Source organism: Cytobacillus spartinae (genome assembly GCF_042865285.1).
Taxonomy (GTDB): Bacteria; Bacillota; Bacilli; order Bacillales; family Cytobacillaceae; genus Robertmurraya_A; species Robertmurraya_A spartinae.
Map to the genome: position 1 here is coordinate 192,008 of NZ_JBIACK010000001.1, position 17,543 is coordinate 209,550.

Consider the following 17,543-nt stretch of genomic DNA (forward strand, 5'->3'; position numbering starts at 1 on the left):
CAAGAGCCACTTGCCTTGCATTACAAGAGATTTACATACAAAGTTTAAAGAATACAACTGTTTTGTGGTAACATTAGGATGGAATAAAAGAATTAATAAAAAGAAAGATATAAAAGGCAATGTGGGGTTTCTAACATGGAAAAAGATAAAGTAGTCGTTATAATTGGTCCAACTGCCGTCGGAAAGACAAAGCTTAGTATTGAACTTGCCAAGAAGTATGACGGAGAAATTATTAGTGGCGATTCAATGCAAATTTACAAAGGTATGGACATAGGAACTGCAAAAGTAACAAAAGATGAAATGAATGGGGTTCCCCATCATTTAATTGATATTAAAAATCCAAATGAATCTTTTTCCGTTGCAGAGTTTCAAGAATTGGTTCGAGAAAAGATTTCAGATATAACGGTAAGGGGAAAGCTACCCATTATAGTTGGTGGAACAGGTCTTTATATCCAATCAGTTATAAATGACTATCAGTTTTCAGATGCCCCTTCGGATGAGGGATTTCGAGAACAGTTAACTTCTAGAGCAGCCTTAGAGGGTAATGAAGCATTATATAGTGAGTTAGTTAAAGTTGATCCTAAAAGTGCTGAAAACTTACACCCAAACAATGTTCGAAGAGTGATTAGAGCCCTGGAAATCTATCATTGTACAGGTAAAACGATGGATGAGTACCAGCAGAATCAAAGTCCTGAACTCATTTACAATACAGCACTTATAGGACTCACAATGGATCGAGAAAAACTTTATAGCAGAATTAATGCTAGGGTTGACATGATGATGAAGGAAGGTCTTTTAGCGGAAGTAAAAGCGCTTTTTGACGAGGGTCTTCGCGATTGTCAATCCATTCAAGCTATTGGATATAAAGAGCTTTATGAATATTTCAATCATCGCGTTAGCTTGGAAGATGCCGTTGAAATCCTTAAGCAAAATTCAAGAAGGTATGCGAAAAGACAGTTAACTTGGTTTCGAAATAAAATGGATGTAAACTGGTTTGATATGACTGAGGTTGAAGATGACCAGCAATTTAGAAAAAAAATTGTGGAAATTTCCACGTATATTGAAGGAAAGCTTGAAATAAAATCGAATACATAATATTAGAGATAAAAGAGGAGGATTAACCATGAAACAATCCATTAATATCCAAGATCAGTTTTTAAACCAACTACGTAAAGACGGTACAAGTGTAACAGTTTTCTTACTTAACGGCTTTCAATTAAGAGGACAAATTAAAGGCTTTGACAACTTTACGGTTCTTTTTGAATCGGAAGGTAAGCAACAGCTTGTATATAAACATGCCATTTCAACTTTTGCTCCACAACGAAATGTTCATATTGATATGGAAGTTCAGCAGTAAAACATAAATGAATCTTTTGCCCGCTTCTCAATAGAGGCGGGCTCTTTTCGTTTTAATGGGTCATAAATAAAAGTTATGATCTGAAAACTTTATTTAATGAAATGGGACTTATGTGAATACATATAGAATAGACGCTTATTTCTCGGGAAACCGCATAATGCGACATGATTCATACCAAAACATTAAATAAAAAGTGTCGGTTTTGCTCCAATCGAGAAAGGGCTTATAGAGTAATATATATGACTGCATACTAGGCTTTTGTCACAAATAAAGCATCTAGGCGTATACTGTTGGTGAAATGTGAGGTGAAAGCTTTGGACCGACCTATTCGGATGAAAAATAACGGACAAATTAGTATTGTACTTAACTCACAGAAGAAAAAAGCAGTAGCAAAAGAACCACCAGAATCAAACGTTGTTCCAAAGACCATTCCCCCTGAGCATACTGCATTGAAGGAAATTGAGCAGGAATTAGGAGCTCTTGTTGGAATGGAAGAAATGAAAAAGATGATTAAGGAAATTTATGCGTGGATATATGTAAATAAAAAACGAGAAGAAACCGGTTTAAAAGTCGGCAAGCAAGCTCTACACATGATGTTTAAAGGGAATCCTGGAACAGGAAAGACGACAGTTGCAAGATTAATAGGAAAGCTATTTCAAAAAATGAATGTTCTCTCCAAGGGTCATTTAATAGAAGCGGAACGTGCAGACCTTGTAGGAGAGTATATAGGTCATACAGCACAGAAGACTAGGGATTTAATTAAAAAGGCAATGGGGGGCATCCTTTTTGTAGATGAGGCATATTCACTTGGAAGGGGTGGGGAAAAGGATTTCGGAAAAGAAGCAATTGATACAATGGTTAAACATATGGAGGATAAGCAGCACGATTTCATTTTGATCCTTGCAGGATATTCTCGTGAAATGGATCAATTTTTAACCTTAAATCCTGGTCTTCATTCCCGTTTCCCTCTCGTCATTGATTTTCCTGACTATTCAATTGAACAGCTTATGGAAATTGGTGAGCGAATGTTAAAGGAAAAGGAATATGTCTTGAGCCATGAAGCGGAAAAAAAGTTGAGAGAACACTTATTATGGATAAAGACCTTAAACCCTGTTAGTTTTTCCAATGGAAGATACATTCGAAATATACTTGAGAAATCTATTCGTACCCAAGCGATGAGGTTGCTTATGCAGAGTAATTTTGATAGGCATGATTTAATGACCATCAGGAGTAATGACCTCGTTTTTGAAGAAGATGAGTAAGTAAAAGGATTCCGAATGGCTCGGAATCCTTTTAGCTAATCGTAAGTCTTTTAATAGGAAGTTTCCATTTATAAGTGTAGGAAATTACACGAAGGGCAGTAATGGTTATAAATAACATATACAATTCAACAGGTGAAGTAATTACTTTAAAGCCGATTAATAATCCACAAAGGATTGCCCATACTGCGTATATTTCTGATTTTAATACTAGAGGTTTTCTACCAGCAAGTAAATCTCGAACGATCCCTCCTCCGCTTCCTGTTAAAACAGCTGCTACAACAATCGCGCTAATGGGGTGATTCATATCAGAAGCATAAATAGCTCCTTGGATGGCGAAAGCAGATAATCCGATGGCATCGAAAAAATTTCCCCACTTTTGCCAATGTTTAAGTAATTTATTTGGAAAAAGAAAGACGATTGTTATGGACAAGAGAGCGATTTGAAAAAATAACCCCTGTTCCCACAACGCAGAGACTGGCACTCCTATTAATAAATTCCGAATGGCGCCACCCCCAAAGGCCGTTACAATCCCTAGTATGTATACTCCGAGAATATCATATTCTTCTTCCATGGCAATGATGGCACCACTGACCGCGAAAGCGACAGTTCCAATCATGCTTAATACATCCCAAGTCATAATGATGTTTTCTCCTCTGTGATGAAAATTCTAATTATCTATATATATGAATGTAAATCCTAAACAAACAATATGATTTTACCATGTTGCACAATAAATTCAACCATTTTGTCTAATATAATAATAAGTTTTAGTAAAATTAGTTTTGATGAAAAGTTTTTGGTATGATGTTTACAGATATGAAGGAATTGATCCATAAGAATCAGTTATAAAGGAATTGTTAAAGGAAGAATGAGGTATTCGTGCAGGGTATAAACACTGCCTGTAAACCTCTATATAGACTTTATTTAGGAAGAAGTTGATCGTTTGGAACAAAAGTATGAATTTGAAAAGGTTATCCTTGTAGGGTGTCATACAACTGAGGATGATTTGAGATTTGACTATTCAATGGAGGAACTTGCCTCACTTACAGAGACGGCGAAGGGAAAAGTACTTGCAACCTTAACCCAGAAAAGAGATCGAGTACATCCATCTACATACATAGGTAAAGGGAAGGTAGAAGAATTAAAAATGTTGGCTGAAGAAGTGGAAGCCGACCTGATTATATTTAACGATGAACTGTCACCTAGCCAGGTAAGGAACGTAGCTTCTGAAATTAGTGCTAGAATTATTGACCGCACACAATTAATATTAGATATATTTGCGGGGCGTGCTCGTTCAAAGGAAGGAAAGCTGCAGGTTGAACTAGCGCAGTTACAATACCTTCTCCCAAGATTAGGTGGACAAGGAACACAGCTTTCTAGACTCGGGGCTGGAATTGGTACAAGAGGACCGGGTGAAACAAAGCTAGAGAGCGATCGCCGTCATATTCGGAGACGCATCGATGATATTAAGGCTCAACTTTCCGTTATTGTTCAGCATCGTGAGCGTTACCGGGAGAGAAGAAAGAAAAACAAAACGTTTCAGGTCGCTTTAGTTGGATATACAAATGCCGGAAAATCCACCTTATTCAACCGTCTAACTGAAGCAGACTCATATGAAGAAAATCAATTATTTGCAACGCTTGATCCAATGACAAGAAAAATGATTCTTCCAAGTGGGTTTGGTACGTTGTTAACAGATACCGTTGGATTTATACAGGATCTTCCTACGACCTTAATTGCTGCGTTTCGTTCAACATTAGAGGAAGTAAGAGAAGCTGATTTACTTCTTCATGTAGTAGATATGTCTAGTCCAGATTATTTTCAACATGAAGAGACCGTACACAAACTACTCGAAGACCTAGAGATTCAACAAATTCCTCAATTAACTGTATATAACAAAAGGGATATAGCACATCCAGACTTTGTCCCTTCTGCTAAAACAGAGACCGTGCGCATAAGTGCCTTTGACCAAGAAGACCGAGTACATTTAAAGCAAAAAGTTGAACAGATGGTCATAGAAATGATGGAATCTTATTACGTTGAAGTTCCTTCAACAGAAGGGAAGCTTCTCTCACAACTAAAGAATGACACTATTCTTAGAGAGCTTTCTTTTAATGAAGAAAAGCAGTTGTATGTTTGTAAAGGTTACTCATTACAGGACCATCAAATATCTGGCCAGCTTAATAAGTACTCCTTTTAAATGACATGGTTCATAAGAGCTAGAGCGAATTGTTAAAGTTTCATTCAGTTATAAAAAAGCTAAATTGAATATCAAGTAGATAGGAGAACACCATGTATCAACATTTAGAATATGGGGAAAGTCTGAAAAAAAAAGTTGCTGAGATCGAGGAGCGGATTTCGGAAAAGCATCAGAATATTGACCGCCAAATTGAAAGTAATCAATTTCGTGTCTTAGTAAGTTATCAAAAGCATAAGGTAAGTGATTCACACTTCATTCCTTCAACAGGGTATGGGTATGATGATATCGGGAGAGATACACTTGAGAAGATTTATGCAGATGTATTCGGAGGCGAGGCTGGTTTAGTTAGACCACAAATCATTTCTGGGACACATGCGATTTCGATTGCTTTATTCGGTGTTCTTCGTCCTGGGGATGAGCTTCTCTATATAACGGGACGTCCTTACGATACATTAGAAGAAATTGTTGGGATTAGAGGGACAGGAAATGGATCCTTAAAGGAATTTGGGATAGATTATAATAGCGTCCCCCTTACCGAGGAAGGCCAAGTTGACTTTGTTGCCGTTGAAAAGGCCATAAAACCAAATACAAAAATGATTGGCATTCAGCGATCTAAAGGATATGCAAATAGACCCTCATTTACGATTGCTCAAATCGAAGAAATGATTTCCTTTGTAAAAGAAATTAAATCAGATGTTGTTGTATTTGTAGATAATTGTTATGGAGAATTTGTAGAAGACCTAGAACCATGTCATGTAGGGGCTGATCTAATAGCAGGATCGCTCATAAAAAATCCTGGTGGAGGGATTGCTAAGACAGGTGGCTATATCGTAGGTAAACAATCACTTGTTGAATCTTGTTCGTATCGTATGACGTCACCAGGAATCGGGGCAGAGGCTGGAGCTTCCCTTTATAGTTTACAAGAAATGTATCAAGGTTTCTTCTTGGCACCACATGTCGTAGGCCAAGCATTGAAGGGGGCAGTTTTAACAGCAGCTCTTTTAGAAGAATTCGGTATGAATACGAATCCTAGTTGGAATGCAAACCGTACGGACCTTATTCAATCCGTGCAGTTTGATGATAAAGAAAAGATGGTTTCTTTTTGTCAGGCTATTCAATTTGCATCTCCTATAAATTCGCATGTAACTGCTTATCCAGCTTATATGCCTGGTTATGAAGATGATGTTATTATGGCAGCTGGTACCTTTATACAAGGAGCAAGTATTGAACTGACGGCTGATGGACCGATTCGGCCACCATATGTTGCGTACGTACAGGGTGGACTTACCTACTCTCATGTTAAAATCGCCATTTGCATAGCTCTAAACAGATTATTAGTAAAAGGTTTAATAAAAATAAATTAGTGAAAATTAAAAGAGTGGTTAATCAAATCCACTCTATTTTTTTATGAAAATTTTTATGTTATAAAACCTAACATGTAGTTGACAGATTTTCTTACATTACATATAATAAGGTCAAGAAGTAATTAATGAAAGGGGAAATCAGATGCGCGGAAGTGAAATTCGTCGTACAATGCCATTATTTCCAATTGGAATCGTCATGCAGCTTACTGAGCTTTCGGCTCGGCAAATTCGCTACTATGAAGAGCACCAATTGATTTCTCCAGCTAGAACAGACGGAAATAGAAGATTGTTTTCATTGAATGATATTGATACTTTATTAGAAATTAAGGATTTGATTGATCAAGGTGTCAATATGGCAGGGATAAAGCAATTATTTACTGTCAAACTTGAACAAGAACTTAACGCAGTAATGAAGAAAAATGAAAAGACAAAACGTGAATTATCAGATGCAGAACTTAGAAAGATTCTGAAATCCGAATTAATGCAAGCTGGGAGATTTAATCGGTCTTCTTTACGTCAAGGAGATATGTCCCGCTTCTTTCATTAATAAATAATAGAATTAAAATTTAGGGAGGAAATACAAAATGGCTAAGTACACTAAAGATGATATTAGAAAAATGGCAGAAGAGGAAAACGTAAAGTTTATTCGTCTGCAATTCACTGACATTCTAGGAACAATCAAAAATGTTGAGATTCCAATTAGTCAGCTTGAAAAAGCATTAGATAACAAAATGATGTTTGATGGTTCTTCTATCGAAGGCTTTGTACGTATTGAAGAGTCTGATATGTACCTATTCCCTGATGTTGATACATGGGTTGTATTCCCTTGGACTGCTGAAAAAGGTAAAGTTGCTCGTTTAATCTGTGATATCTACAATGCTGATGGTACTCCTTTTGAAGGTGACCCTCGTAACAACTTAAAACGTATTCTTAAAGAAATGGAAGACTTAGGATTCTCAGATTTTAATCTTGGACCTGAGCCAGAATTTTTCTTATTCAAATTAGATGAAAAAGGCGAACCTACTTTAGAACTAAATGATAACGGTGGATACTTTGACTTAGCTCCAACAGATTTAGGTGAGAACTGCCGTCGTGATATCGTTCTTGAGCTAGAAGAAATGGGCTTCGAGATTGAAGCATCTCACCATGAGGTAGCTCCTGGACAACATGAAATTGACTTTAAATATGCTGATGCTTTAACAGCTTGTGACCAAATTCAAACGTTTAAGCTAGTGGTTAAGACAATTGCTCGTAAACACGGTTTACACGCAACATTTATGCCAAAACCATTATTCGGAGTAAACGGTTCTGGGATGCACTGTAACGTTTCACTATTCAAAGATGGTGTAAATGCATTCTATGACACAACTGGAAATTTAGAATTAAGTGATACAGCTCGTCAATTTATCGCAGGAATTCTAAATCACGCACCAAGCTTTACAGCGGTTACAAACCCGACTGTTAACTCTTACAAGCGTTTAGTACCTGGTTACGAAGCACCTTGCTACGTTGCATGGTCAGCTAGAAACCGTTCTCCATTAATTCGTATTCCGGCATCGCGTGGAATTAGCACACGTGTTGAAGTACGTAGTGTGGACCCAGCTGCTAACCCTTACTTAGCAATGGCTGTACTTTTAAAAGCAGGTCTTGATGGGATTAAGAATAAACAAACTCCTCCTGCACCGGTTGATCGTAACATCTATGTTATGAACAAAGAAGAGCGCTTAGCTGAGGGCATTGAAGATCTACCAGCTACTTTAGCTCAAGCTCTAGACAAATTAAAAGCTGACGAAGTAATCGTATCTGCTCTAGGTGAGCACATTTTCGAACACTTTGTTGAAGCGAAAGAGATCGAGTGGGATATGTTCCGTACACAAGTTCACCCTTGGGAAAGAGAACAATATATGCAAATGTTCTAAGACTGATAAAAGCCTTGACACGACAGTGTTAAGGCTTTTTTAGATGCGGCACACAGTTGGAAATATACTTCTTGAAACATTAATTTTTTGCTGCTAAACTACAATAGTCCCAATCATTTCAGGAGGATTTCATGAAAAAAATATTTATTACACTATTCATTTTACTCGTATTCACTAGTTTAGTAGCTTGTAGTAAAGAGAAGAAAGTAAATGATGAAACAGCAAACGCTGATGTTGCTAATGAGCGGCAAACCAACAATAGCATGGAGGAAATCTTGGTCGTTGGTAAAACAGGGCCAGAGATTGAAGATTTTATTTTTGAACCTGCGGAGATAAACTTAAAAGTTGGAGAAAAAGTCAAGCTTACACTTACAAGTGATGATGAAATTCAACATGGACTTCGGGTTGGAGGAAAAGTCATCCAGCATGGAGAATCAATTGAAATAAGTTTTGAAAAGCCTGGAGAATACTTTGGCAATTGCTCAGAGTTATGTGGTGCAGGCCACGCTTTAATGGCGTTAAAGATAATTGTAGAATAAGAAGGCATTTCGACAATTTTAAGTCGAAGTGCCTTTTATATATGTCTCAAATACTCTAATTAGGATGGATCTGATGAGGTTGAATTCTTCCAAGCATTAAAAATATATCTAGCATCCGAAGTTAGCCAGCTCTGTGCTTCTTGTTTTTCAAGTAGAGCAAGGTGCTCTGAAAAAATTTTGCGTGCATACTGAAAATGTGAATCTTTCACATAAGAGTTAATTACATTCAATACTTGTTTATCAGTATAAGACAAATGGACAATAGTCCCGTTTTCCTGCTCTTCTTTAATGATTTTAATAAATTGCTGTGCACTAGAATTTAATAAGTGATAGTTTTTAGATTCTGTTAAACGCTTCCATTCACTTACAATTAGAGGTCTAGCCTTTGCATATTTATGGTCTTTGCACATGGTATTAACGAGCCGTATAACACTTTCAACCTTCATCTTAATAACTCCTTGTGGATAGGTGTTTATACCTATAAATTTTAATAGAGTTAACACTATGTGGTCAATACAAATAGAACTGGATATCACGAAAACTTCACATTTTTTTCAAATAATTACTGTTAAGGAAGGATTATCGCAATTAAAGTCGAATTTTGTAAAGTGTTCAATAAGGAGTGGGACTTCTTTACTTTATCGTGCCCAGGAATTGAAGCGAAACTAAACTAGGGACTCATTTACAGCTGGTGCTTGTCATAGAATTTGCAACAAATTGAAAAAGTGATAGAGGGGAAAGTCATGCGGTTAACAACATTGGAGAAATGTGAAGTTGGGGTTAAATTAGGCAAATCCATTTATAACGAAAACGGCCATATTCTCTTAGCAAAAGGTACATCATTAACAGATCCATTAATTACTAGACTAAAAACACTAAATATCTTTACAGTTTACATAGAAGATGATGCATCCGAAGGGATAGAAATAATAGATGTTATCCCTGAAGAACTTCGAATAGAAGCAGTGAATGTAATAACAGATGGGTTAGATTCTATTGCGGGTTTGAATTCTAGCAAGAATAATATTCAAGGAATGTTTAAGACTGGAAGAGCCATTAGGAGCTTTCAGAAAATTTTTCGTGATATACATAGTGTACTTTCAAACAATAGAACAGCATTAAATTTGTTAGCATCAACGAAAGTGCATGATAGTTATGTTTACTCCCATAGCTTGAATGTATCCATTTATGTGTGTCAATTAGCAATAGAAAATGGGTGGCCATTGAAGAATATCGAAGAGGTAGGTCTTGGTGCTATGTTGCACGATGTTGGTAAAATGTTTATTTCACCTGATATTCTCAATAAACATGGAAGCTTAACAGCGGAGGAATACGAGCATGTAAAAACACATGCGGAATTAGGGTTTGGCCTTCTTAAAAAAATTCATGAAATTCCACTACCTGTTGCCCATTGTGCACTTCAGCATCATGAAAGAATCGATGGGAAAGGATACCCGAGAGGTTTAACAGGAGACAAGATTCATCACTACTCAAAAATATTAAGTGTTGCAGACGTATTTGATGCAGTAACGAATCATCGAACATATCGACGGGCTATTTTGCCTCACAAAGGTCTAGAATTACTTTATGCGGGAAGTGGTACTCAATTTGACAGTAAACAAATTGAGTTATTTAGGGGTTGTATTGCTGTCTACCCACCAGGTCTAACGGTGAAGTTAAACGATGGGCGAACAGGAATCGTCTCAAAATATAATTTTAATGCTGTGGGTCGACCAGAGCTAAGGATTATTAAAGATGAGTATGGTGAAGAAGTACAACCTTATGATATTGATTTATCGTCACATCAAAATTTGACTCTAGAAATTATAGAAGCAGATACTCTATTAAATTAAAATAAAGCCAGCGAATAGGACCGGTTCTCCTCGCTGGCTTTTTTGTTATTAGTGTATATGGCGATAAACACCGATTACTTTTCCGAGAATAGAAACATGACGCAAAATAATTGGCTCTAATGTGGAGTTTTCGGGTTGAAGTCTAATATAATCTTTTTCTTTAAAGAATCTTTTTACAGTAGCTTCGTCCTCTTCGGTCATTGCTACAACAATATCACCGTTATTTGCAGTTTGTTGCTGACGAACGATCACATAATCTCCGTCTAGGATTCCAGCTTCAATCATACTGTCTCCCATTATTTCTAGCATAAATACTTGATCATCAGACGGAGCAAGCCTCTCCGGTAGAGGAAAATATTCTTCAACGTTTTCAATGGCTGTAATAGGTAGTCCTGCAGTTACCTTACCAATTACAGGGACGTTGACCACATTATATTTAGGAATGTGGGATTCTTCCTCCAAATCTAATACCTCAATCGCTCTAGGCTTTGTTGGGTCCCTTCGAATTAGCCCTTTGCTTTCTAATCTTGCCAAATGACCATGAACGGTTGAGCTTGATGCTAGGCCAACTGCTTCACCGATCTCTCTAACAGAAGGTGGATACCCCTTGAGTTTCACTTCTTCTTTTATAAATGCAAGAATATCCTGCTGGCGTTTTGATAGTTTTGCCATAATTTACGCACCTCATATGGTTAATCTTGCATTAATTATAGCATGTATTACCATTGTATACAAACATAAGTTCGAATTTTTGTTGACACCAAACAAATGTTCCTAGTATAATCAGAATATAAATCGAACATACATTCTTAGTTAGAGGTGTCTTTATGAAAAAATTATGGAATCAATACTCATATACTATTATTCTTGTAATATTAAGTTTTACTGTTACATTCGTTCTGTTGGGAAATGAAAAGAAAGAACTAAAAGATGAATTTGTTGAAATTACGGTTGAAGAGGGAGATTCTCTATGGAGTATATCGAAGGAATTTTCAAGTTATCACGAATTGAGTCCTGGAGAATTTATTAATTGGGTAAAACAAAACAACCAATTAAGTGGAAGTCATTTATATGTAGGCGAAAAGATTATGATCCCCGTTTTAACAGAAGAGCTACAGTTTTCTAAACAAATTGCAAGCTCATATAATGAACAACTAGATTGAGGAGATTAAATGAAAGCGATTATATATTGTCGAGTTAGTACGAACAAAGATAGTCAAGAATCTTCACTTCAGAGACAAGAGGAAGAACTATTACTACTAGCTAAAAATAGAAACTTTAATGTAGTGTCAGTGATCAAGGAGAAGGCAAGCGGATATGAAATGGAAAGGGACGGAATACTTGAGCTATTATCTCTTATTAAGGATGATTCAATAGAGGCCGTTTTGATTCAGGATGAAACGAGAATTGGTCGTGGGAATACGAAAATTGCCATTATTCATTGCATATTAAAAGAACGGGTAAAACTTTATAGCATTTCTCATAACGGTGAATTAGAACTTTCAGATTCGGATTCAATGGTTCTGCAGATTGTTGGAATGGTAGAAGAGTATCAGAGAAAGTTACATAATATTAAAATCAAGAGAGGCGTGAACCGAGCGATAGCAAAAGGGTATAAACCCGAGAAAAACTTAAAGAATCAAGGTATATCAGCGGGCAGAGAAAGAATCGATGTACCAATTAGTGAGATTGTTAGGTTGCGTAATAACGATTTGACCTTTGCTGAGATTGCTGCCACGTTAAGAGGATTTGGCTACGAAATTTCTAAAGCGACTGCACATAGAAGGTATAAGGAGCACATAGAATCATTACAGGATTAGTAGGCTCTTTTCTTGTCAAACGATAAAGTTTTTAGTAATATGACTTTAATCAAAGATAGACTTGACACAAAGGAGCCTGATTATGCTACCTAAACATAAAATAGCTAGGATAAATGAGTTAGCCAATAAGGCAAAGACCTCAAAATTAACTGAAGAAGAGGCAAAGGAACAGTCGACATTAAGGCGAGAGTACTTACAAACATTTCGTTCTTCCATGTTAGATACTTTGCAAGGTGTAACATTTATAGATCCGAATGGAGACGATGTAACACCGGAGAAACTTAAAAAATTGAAAAATAAAAAGGATCTACATTAAATAGGTCAATCAAGGAATGCAAAATTTGTATTCCTTCTTTTGCATTTATAATAGGAATATTGTGTTAGAGGATGCAGTATATAGTAATTTTTCTAATATAGTCACATTCAATTGTATAAAAAAATTGAGGACTATTATATTATTAGAGTAAGCCTACTCAAGAAAGGGATGTTGATATGTTTGAACAAGTAGATTCACTAGCAGTTAATACCATAAGAACTCTTTCAATTGATGCAATTGAAAAAGCAAATTCAGGACATCCAGGAATGCCTATGGGTGCAGCTCCGATGGCTTATGCATTATGGACGAAGCACATGAATCATAATCCACAAAATCCAGAATGGTTTAATCGTGATCGTTTTGTTTTATCTGCTGGTCATGGTTCGATGCTTTTATATAGCTTACTTCATTTATCGGGTTATGATGTCACAATGGATGATATTAAAGACTTCCGTCAATGGGGCAGTAAAACACCAGGCCACCCTGAATACGGTCACACTCCAGGTGTAGATGCAACAACAGGTCCATTAGGGCAAGGGATTGCTATGGCAGTGGGTATGGCAATGGCAGAACGTCATTTAGCTGCAGTCTATAATAAGGATCAATATGATTTAGTTAATCATTATACATACAGTATTTGTGGAGACGGTGACTTAATGGAGGGTGTATCTGCTGAGGCTGCATCTCTAGCAGGGCATTTAAAACTAGGTAGACTTGTTGTTCTTTATGATTCAAACGATATTTCGTTAGACGGTGATTTAGACAGATCGTTCTCTGAGAGTGTTGAGCAGCGTTTTAAGTCTTATGGCTGGCAATATATTCGAGTAGAAGACGGCAATGATTTAACGGAGGTTGCAAATGCGATTGAAGCAGCAAAGAATGATGAAAATCATCCAACATTAATTGAAGTAAAAACGGTCATTGGATTCGGATCGCCAAACAAATCTGGTAAATCTGATGTACACGGTGCTCCACTAGGAAGTGATGAGCGACAACTAACGAGAGAATCATATCAATGGACTTTCGAGGAAGATTTCCATGTACCTCAAGAAGTATATGAGCAATTTAAGAAGCAAGTTTTAGAGAATGGTCAGAAGAAAGAAAAAGAATGGAATGAAATGTTCCAAGCCTATAAGAATGAATACCCAGAACTTGGTGCTCAATTGGATTTGGCAATGAAAGGCTCCTTACCTGAGGGATGGGATAAAGACCTTCCTGTTTATGAAGAAGGTAAGAGCTTAGCAAGCCGTGCTTCTTCTGGTGAAGCGTTAAATGCAATAGCACAAAACTTACCGATCTTCTTAGGTGGATCTGCTGACTTAGCTGGTTCAAACAAAACAATGATAAAAGGTTCGGGCGATTTTACTCCAGATTCATTTGAAGGAAGAAATATTTGGTTTGGAGTTAGAGAATTTGCCATGGGTGCAGCCATGAATGGAATGGCTTTACATGGTGGACTGAAAATATTTGGAGGTACATTCTTTGTTTTCTCTGATTATTTACGACCAGCAATCCGTTTAGCTGCGCTAATGGGCTTGCCAGTCACTTATGTATTTACACATGATAGTATTGCAGTAGGTGAAGACGGTCCAACACATGAGCCGATTGAGCAACTTGCATCACTTAGGGCCATGCCAAATCTAGATGTCATTCGTCCAGCGGATGGAAACGAAACATCAGCAGCATGGAAGCTAGCACTAGAATCAAGTGATAGACCAACTGCATTAGTATTAACTCGTCAAAATCTACCTACTTTAAAGGATACGGATAAAAATGCTTACGAAGGCGTATCAAAAGGTGCATATGTAGTTTCGCCAGCGGAAGGAAATGCGGATGTGCTTCTGCTTGCTGCAGGCTCTGAAGTAGGATTAGCTGTAGAAGCACAGACGGCACTTAAAGGCGAGGGAATTCAAGCTTCAGTAGTAAGTATGCCATCATGGGCTAGATTTGAACAACAAACGAAAGAATATAAAGATAGTGTTATCCCGAAAAATGTGAAAAAACGTTTAGGGATTGAGATGGGATCATCTTTAGGATGGCACAGATATACCGGGGATGAAGGAGATGTGCTTGCTATCGACCAATTTGGTGCTTCTGCTCCTGGTGAAAAAATTATGGAAGAATACGGTTTTTCAGTACAGAATGTAGTAGAGCGAGTGAAAGCTCTTCTTTCAAACTAATTAATGGGGAAAGGGCGCAGGAACTAGTTTCTGTGTCCTTTTGCTTTCTAATAGCTGAAAACACTCTCTTAAAATGTTTGAATAGTTAGAAATGTGCAAATTCGACAAAAATAGTGGAAGTTTTTGACGTTTTAAGACAAACGTTCAAAAAGATTTTCTATATAATGAGGAAAAGGTTGTCTTTATAAGGAGGGAGATACGGTGAGAACCTATCAGCTATACTTAATTGAAGATGATTTTGCCTCCCACTATTTTGGTAGAGAGAAAATGTTTTTTCAGCTTTTTAACGAGTTTAATGAATCTATTGGTGAAATGAGATCGATTTTAACAAAGCAAGTTGATTATATAACAAAGCCAATTCCAAGTATAAGGTTACATCAGTACTTAAATCTGCAATTACAAAGAATGAAGGATTTTCGAACAGAACAAGGGGTATATTATATAGAAAATGGTAAGCTAAGTTCCGCAAAGCTAGAAATTTTTGATAAATATATCTCTATTTGCTCTTATGGTAGTTACGACGCTGAGACAATTTTCTTTGAAGTATTAAGAAAGCATGAAAGTTCTTTTTTAGCGATAGATTTAGAGCATTACCGATACGGGTGGCTAAAACCAATTAAAGAAAGAAAATTTGTCTAAATACGAGAATTTCAAAAGCAAATATTGTATAATGTTCTTTGGTTTAGTACACTGTATGATAGACAACATGAAGGAGGAAGTAATATGTGGACATATATTCTAGTAGGTATACTAGCATTACTTGCTGGTGTAGCACTAGGATTTTTCATTGCTCGTAAATACATGATGAGCTACTTAAAGAAAAATCCACCAATTAATGAACAAATGTTAAAAATGATGATGATGCAAATGGGTATGAAACCATCTCAGAAGAAAATCAACCAGATGCTTAGTGCAATGAACAAGCAACAAATGAAATAATAGCTGGGTATTATTTTCTGCTTTTCTAAACAAAAACCGTTTTTTCTGTTTGAAATTAACAGGAAGAGCGGTTTTTTTCTGTTACGTTTCATAGAAAAGATCCCTAAGCCTAAAAATAAGGAAGTAGGATCACTTCAAAAAATTTGATTCAGTTGATAATGTGAAAAGTAAAATATGCAGGGAGAGCTTTTAAGATGAAAATTTTAATGACTGGGGCAAACGGATTTTTAGGTAAGAAACTTGCAAGGGATTTGCTAAAAGAGGGGCATATTCTCTATTTACTAGTTAGAAACTCCAAAAAACTCAATTCTTTTATCGAATCAATCGAATCTCCTCAAATGAAATCAAGAGTAAATATTATCGAAGGGGATGTAACTCTAAATAATTTAGGTGTGTCTGAGGAACTACAGGATAATCTAAGAGGGGAACTAGATGCTATTTTCCATATGGCGGCATTACTATCATTTGACCCAAAAGACAAAGAAAAGTCATATCAAGTTAATGTACAAGGGACTAAAAATACACTAGAGTTTGCAAAGAATCTTAGCTGTATAAAATTTTTCTATGTAAGTACTGCATACACAATTGGCCTTGAGAATGAGGGTTCAGAAAAGCTTTATTCAACAAATCGAAGTTTTGTTAATAATTATGAGGAGACAAAATGTTTAGCAGAACATCTGGTAAGCTCTTATCAAGATCAAATGTTTGTCAATATTTTAAGACCATCTATTATTATTGGAGATTCAGTTACTGGAGAAGCAGATACGAGTTTCGGCTTGTATGGCCTCTTAAAAAGTCTACTGGTTTTAAAAAGGAAAATCTCGCGAAAAGACAATTTTAGAGAAACAAAATTTCATATCATGCTTAATACTGAAACAACAGCAAATTTGGTCCCGGTAGACTATGTCTCAACGGTGTTAGTTGCAGCACTACAAAGTAGTGAGAATGGGGACATATTTAATGTTACAAATCCTTATCCGCTTAAACAAGGAGACATTTTAAAGATCATCAAAGACACTTTGGAGTTACCAAGCCTCTATGCCATAGGGTTTGACTCTGAACACCAATTAAGAGAAGATGAGAAGTTGTTTAATAAACCACTATCCGCCTTTAAAAGTTACTGGGGGCGGGATATTTATTTTCCATGTGAAAACACGAAAGAACTATTGAGTAAATCTGGGAAACCGATTTTAAACATGGATGATAAAATGTTAAGCAAAATAATTTCTTCATATATAATGAATAGATAATTTATGAAACTTTTCTCTATTGAAATACGTATACATTTGTGTATGAGATTTCTAGGGGGAGTGGAATACTTGAAGAGAATCATCTTAATAGGTCTAATTATAAGTTCTGTGTTGTTGAGTGCTTGTTCCTTCATTGGTGAGGTTAATAACTCATTAGATTATGTAACTACAGCAACTGAACATATCGAAAATTTAAATGCGTTTGCTGAGGAAGCTCCTCAATTAATTAGTGATGCTGCAACAAATCAAGAAGTTAGAGCTGAACTTGAGACTGAATTGATTCGTCTAAAGGCTGATGTGGAAGAATTTATACAGTTGAGTGACATCCCAACTGTAGTAGAAGATGTACATCAAGATTTTGTAGCAAAAAATGAATTGCTTTTAGCTGAAATAGATAAAGTATTGGAGAATGGGCATGTAGCACTTGATAAGCTTGAGAACTCACAACTTTTCAATACGTTAACGGAAGTAACTAATCTAATAAACCGAATAGAGAGTCTTGGACTTTAAGCATGGGGAAGAGTGGATTCACTCTTCTTTTTTT

20 protein-coding genes are annotated in these 17,543 nt (G+C 36.4%); 17 read left to right on the forward strand and 3 right to left on the reverse strand.

All coding sequences use genetic code 11. The features are described from left to right. Positions 1–135 precede the first annotated feature (135 nt). The 3 genes from miaA (at position 136) to spoVK (ending at position 2,619) form a co-directional block, all read left to right on the forward strand. Entirely contained in the window at positions 136–1,095 is a 960-nt protein-coding gene (gene miaA, locus ACFYKX_RS00900; RefSeq protein ID WP_389357148.1) for a tRNA (adenosine(37)-N6)-dimethylallyltransferase MiaA, read from the forward strand. Positions 1,096–1,123: 28 nt separating this feature from the next. Further along, on the forward strand, positions 1,124–1,357 hold the full coding sequence (hfq, locus tag ACFYKX_RS00905) for an RNA chaperone Hfq (protein ID WP_389357150.1): 234 nt from the start codon (positions 1,124–1,126) through the stop codon (positions 1,355–1,357). 314 nt (positions 1,358–1,671) lie between these two features. Next, positions 1,672–2,619 carry a stage V sporulation protein K gene (gene spoVK / locus ACFYKX_RS00910; RefSeq protein WP_389357152.1) on the forward strand — a complete coding sequence of 316 codons (948 nt, stop codon included), beginning with the start codon at positions 1,672–1,674 and terminating at the stop codon, positions 2,617–2,619. Between the two features lie 31 nt (positions 2,620–2,650). Here spoVK and ACFYKX_RS00915 read toward each other — a convergent pair whose 3' ends face one another. Continuing rightward, positions 2,651–3,256 (reverse strand): trimeric intracellular cation channel family protein, encoded by a 606-nt coding sequence (locus ACFYKX_RS00915; protein WP_389357154.1) that lies wholly within the window; start codon positions 3,254–3,256, stop codon positions 2,651–2,653. Between the two features lie 306 nt (positions 3,257–3,562). On the opposite strand from ACFYKX_RS00915, the gene hflX reads away from it, so the two are divergent. The 5 genes from hflX (at position 3,563) to ACFYKX_RS00940 (ending at position 8,641) form a co-directional block, all read left to right on the forward strand. Next, a complete protein-coding gene (hflX, locus tag ACFYKX_RS00920) occupies positions 3,563–4,819 on the forward strand; it encodes a GTPase HflX (RefSeq protein WP_389357156.1) in 1,257 nt (418 codons plus the stop codon). Between the two features lie 92 nt (positions 4,820–4,911). Beyond that, positions 4,912–6,183: a methionine gamma-lyase family protein gene (locus ACFYKX_RS00925; protein WP_389357158.1), complete on the forward strand. Its 1,272-nt coding sequence runs from the start codon at positions 4,912–4,914 to the stop codon at positions 6,181–6,183. Between the two features lie 142 nt (positions 6,184–6,325). After that, positions 6,326–6,730 carry a MerR family transcriptional regulator gene (locus ACFYKX_RS00930; protein WP_389357160.1) on the forward strand — a complete coding sequence of 135 codons (405 nt, stop codon included), beginning with the start codon at positions 6,326–6,328 and terminating at the stop codon, positions 6,728–6,730. A 37-nt stretch (positions 6,731–6,767) separates the two neighbouring features. Continuing rightward, complete coding sequence (gene glnA, locus ACFYKX_RS00935; protein ID WP_389357162.1) at positions 6,768–8,102, forward strand: type I glutamate--ammonia ligase; 1,335 nt, start codon at positions 6,768–6,770, stop codon at positions 8,100–8,102. A gap of 131 nt (positions 8,103–8,233) precedes the next feature. Then, entirely contained in the window at positions 8,234–8,641 is a 408-nt protein-coding gene (locus tag ACFYKX_RS00940) for a hypothetical protein (RefSeq protein ID WP_389357164.1), read from the forward strand. A 59-nt stretch (positions 8,642–8,700) separates the two neighbouring features. Here the strand turns inward: ACFYKX_RS00940 and ACFYKX_RS00945 are convergent, their stop codons facing one another. After that, entirely contained in the window at positions 8,701–9,087 is a 387-nt protein-coding gene (locus tag ACFYKX_RS00945) for a hypothetical protein (RefSeq protein WP_389357166.1), read from the reverse strand. 297 nt (positions 9,088–9,384) lie between these two features. Between ACFYKX_RS00945 and ACFYKX_RS00950 the strand changes: the two genes are divergently transcribed. Continuing rightward, complete coding sequence (locus ACFYKX_RS00950) at positions 9,385–10,494, forward strand: HD-GYP domain-containing protein (protein ID WP_389357168.1); 1,110 nt, start codon at positions 9,385–9,387, stop codon at positions 10,492–10,494. A gap of 48 nt (positions 10,495–10,542) precedes the next feature. On the opposite strand, the gene lexA is transcribed toward ACFYKX_RS00950, so the two are convergent. Continuing rightward, positions 10,543–11,166: a transcriptional repressor LexA gene (gene lexA, locus ACFYKX_RS00955; protein WP_389357170.1), complete on the reverse strand. Its 624-nt coding sequence runs from the start codon at positions 11,164–11,166 to the stop codon at positions 10,543–10,545. 155 nt (positions 11,167–11,321) lie between these two features. On the opposite strand from lexA, the gene yneA reads away from it, so the two are divergent. From yneA to ACFYKX_RS00995, 8 genes are all read left to right on the forward strand, one after another. Beyond that, entirely contained in the window at positions 11,322–11,657 is a 336-nt protein-coding gene (gene yneA / locus ACFYKX_RS00960) for a cell division suppressor protein YneA (protein ID WP_389357172.1), read from the forward strand. Between the two features lie 9 nt (positions 11,658–11,666). Next, complete coding sequence (locus ACFYKX_RS00965) at positions 11,667–12,314, forward strand: YneB family resolvase-like protein (protein WP_389357174.1); 648 nt, start codon at positions 11,667–11,669, stop codon at positions 12,312–12,314. Between the two features lie 82 nt (positions 12,315–12,396). Then, positions 12,397–12,630, forward strand: coding sequence for a DUF896 domain-containing protein (locus ACFYKX_RS00970; protein ID WP_389357176.1), 234 nt, complete (start codon positions 12,397–12,399; stop codon positions 12,628–12,630). A gap of 176 nt (positions 12,631–12,806) precedes the next feature. Further along, the gene (tkt, locus tag ACFYKX_RS00975; protein ID WP_389357178.1) at positions 12,807–14,810 is read left to right on the forward strand and encodes a transketolase; all 2,004 of its coding nucleotides are present in this window, start codon (positions 12,807–12,809) and stop codon (positions 14,808–14,810) included. A gap of 201 nt (positions 14,811–15,011) precedes the next feature. Beyond that, a complete protein-coding gene (gene sirA, locus ACFYKX_RS00980) occupies positions 15,012–15,449 on the forward strand; it encodes a sporulation inhibitor of replication protein SirA (RefSeq protein ID WP_389357180.1) in 438 nt (145 codons plus the stop codon). Between the two features lie 84 nt (positions 15,450–15,533). Continuing rightward, entirely contained in the window at positions 15,534–15,749 is a 216-nt protein-coding gene (locus ACFYKX_RS00985) for a YneF family protein (RefSeq protein WP_389357182.1), read from the forward strand. 194 nt (positions 15,750–15,943) lie between these two features. Further along, positions 15,944–16,999, forward strand: a complete 1,056-nt coding sequence (locus ACFYKX_RS00990) for an SDR family oxidoreductase (protein ID WP_389357184.1) — start codon at positions 15,944–15,946, stop codon at positions 16,997–16,999. A gap of 69 nt (positions 17,000–17,068) precedes the next feature. Next, entirely contained in the window at positions 17,069–17,509 is a 441-nt protein-coding gene (locus ACFYKX_RS00995; protein WP_389357186.1) for a DUF6376 family protein, read from the forward strand. The last annotated feature ends 34 nt before the right edge of the window (positions 17,510–17,543 follow it).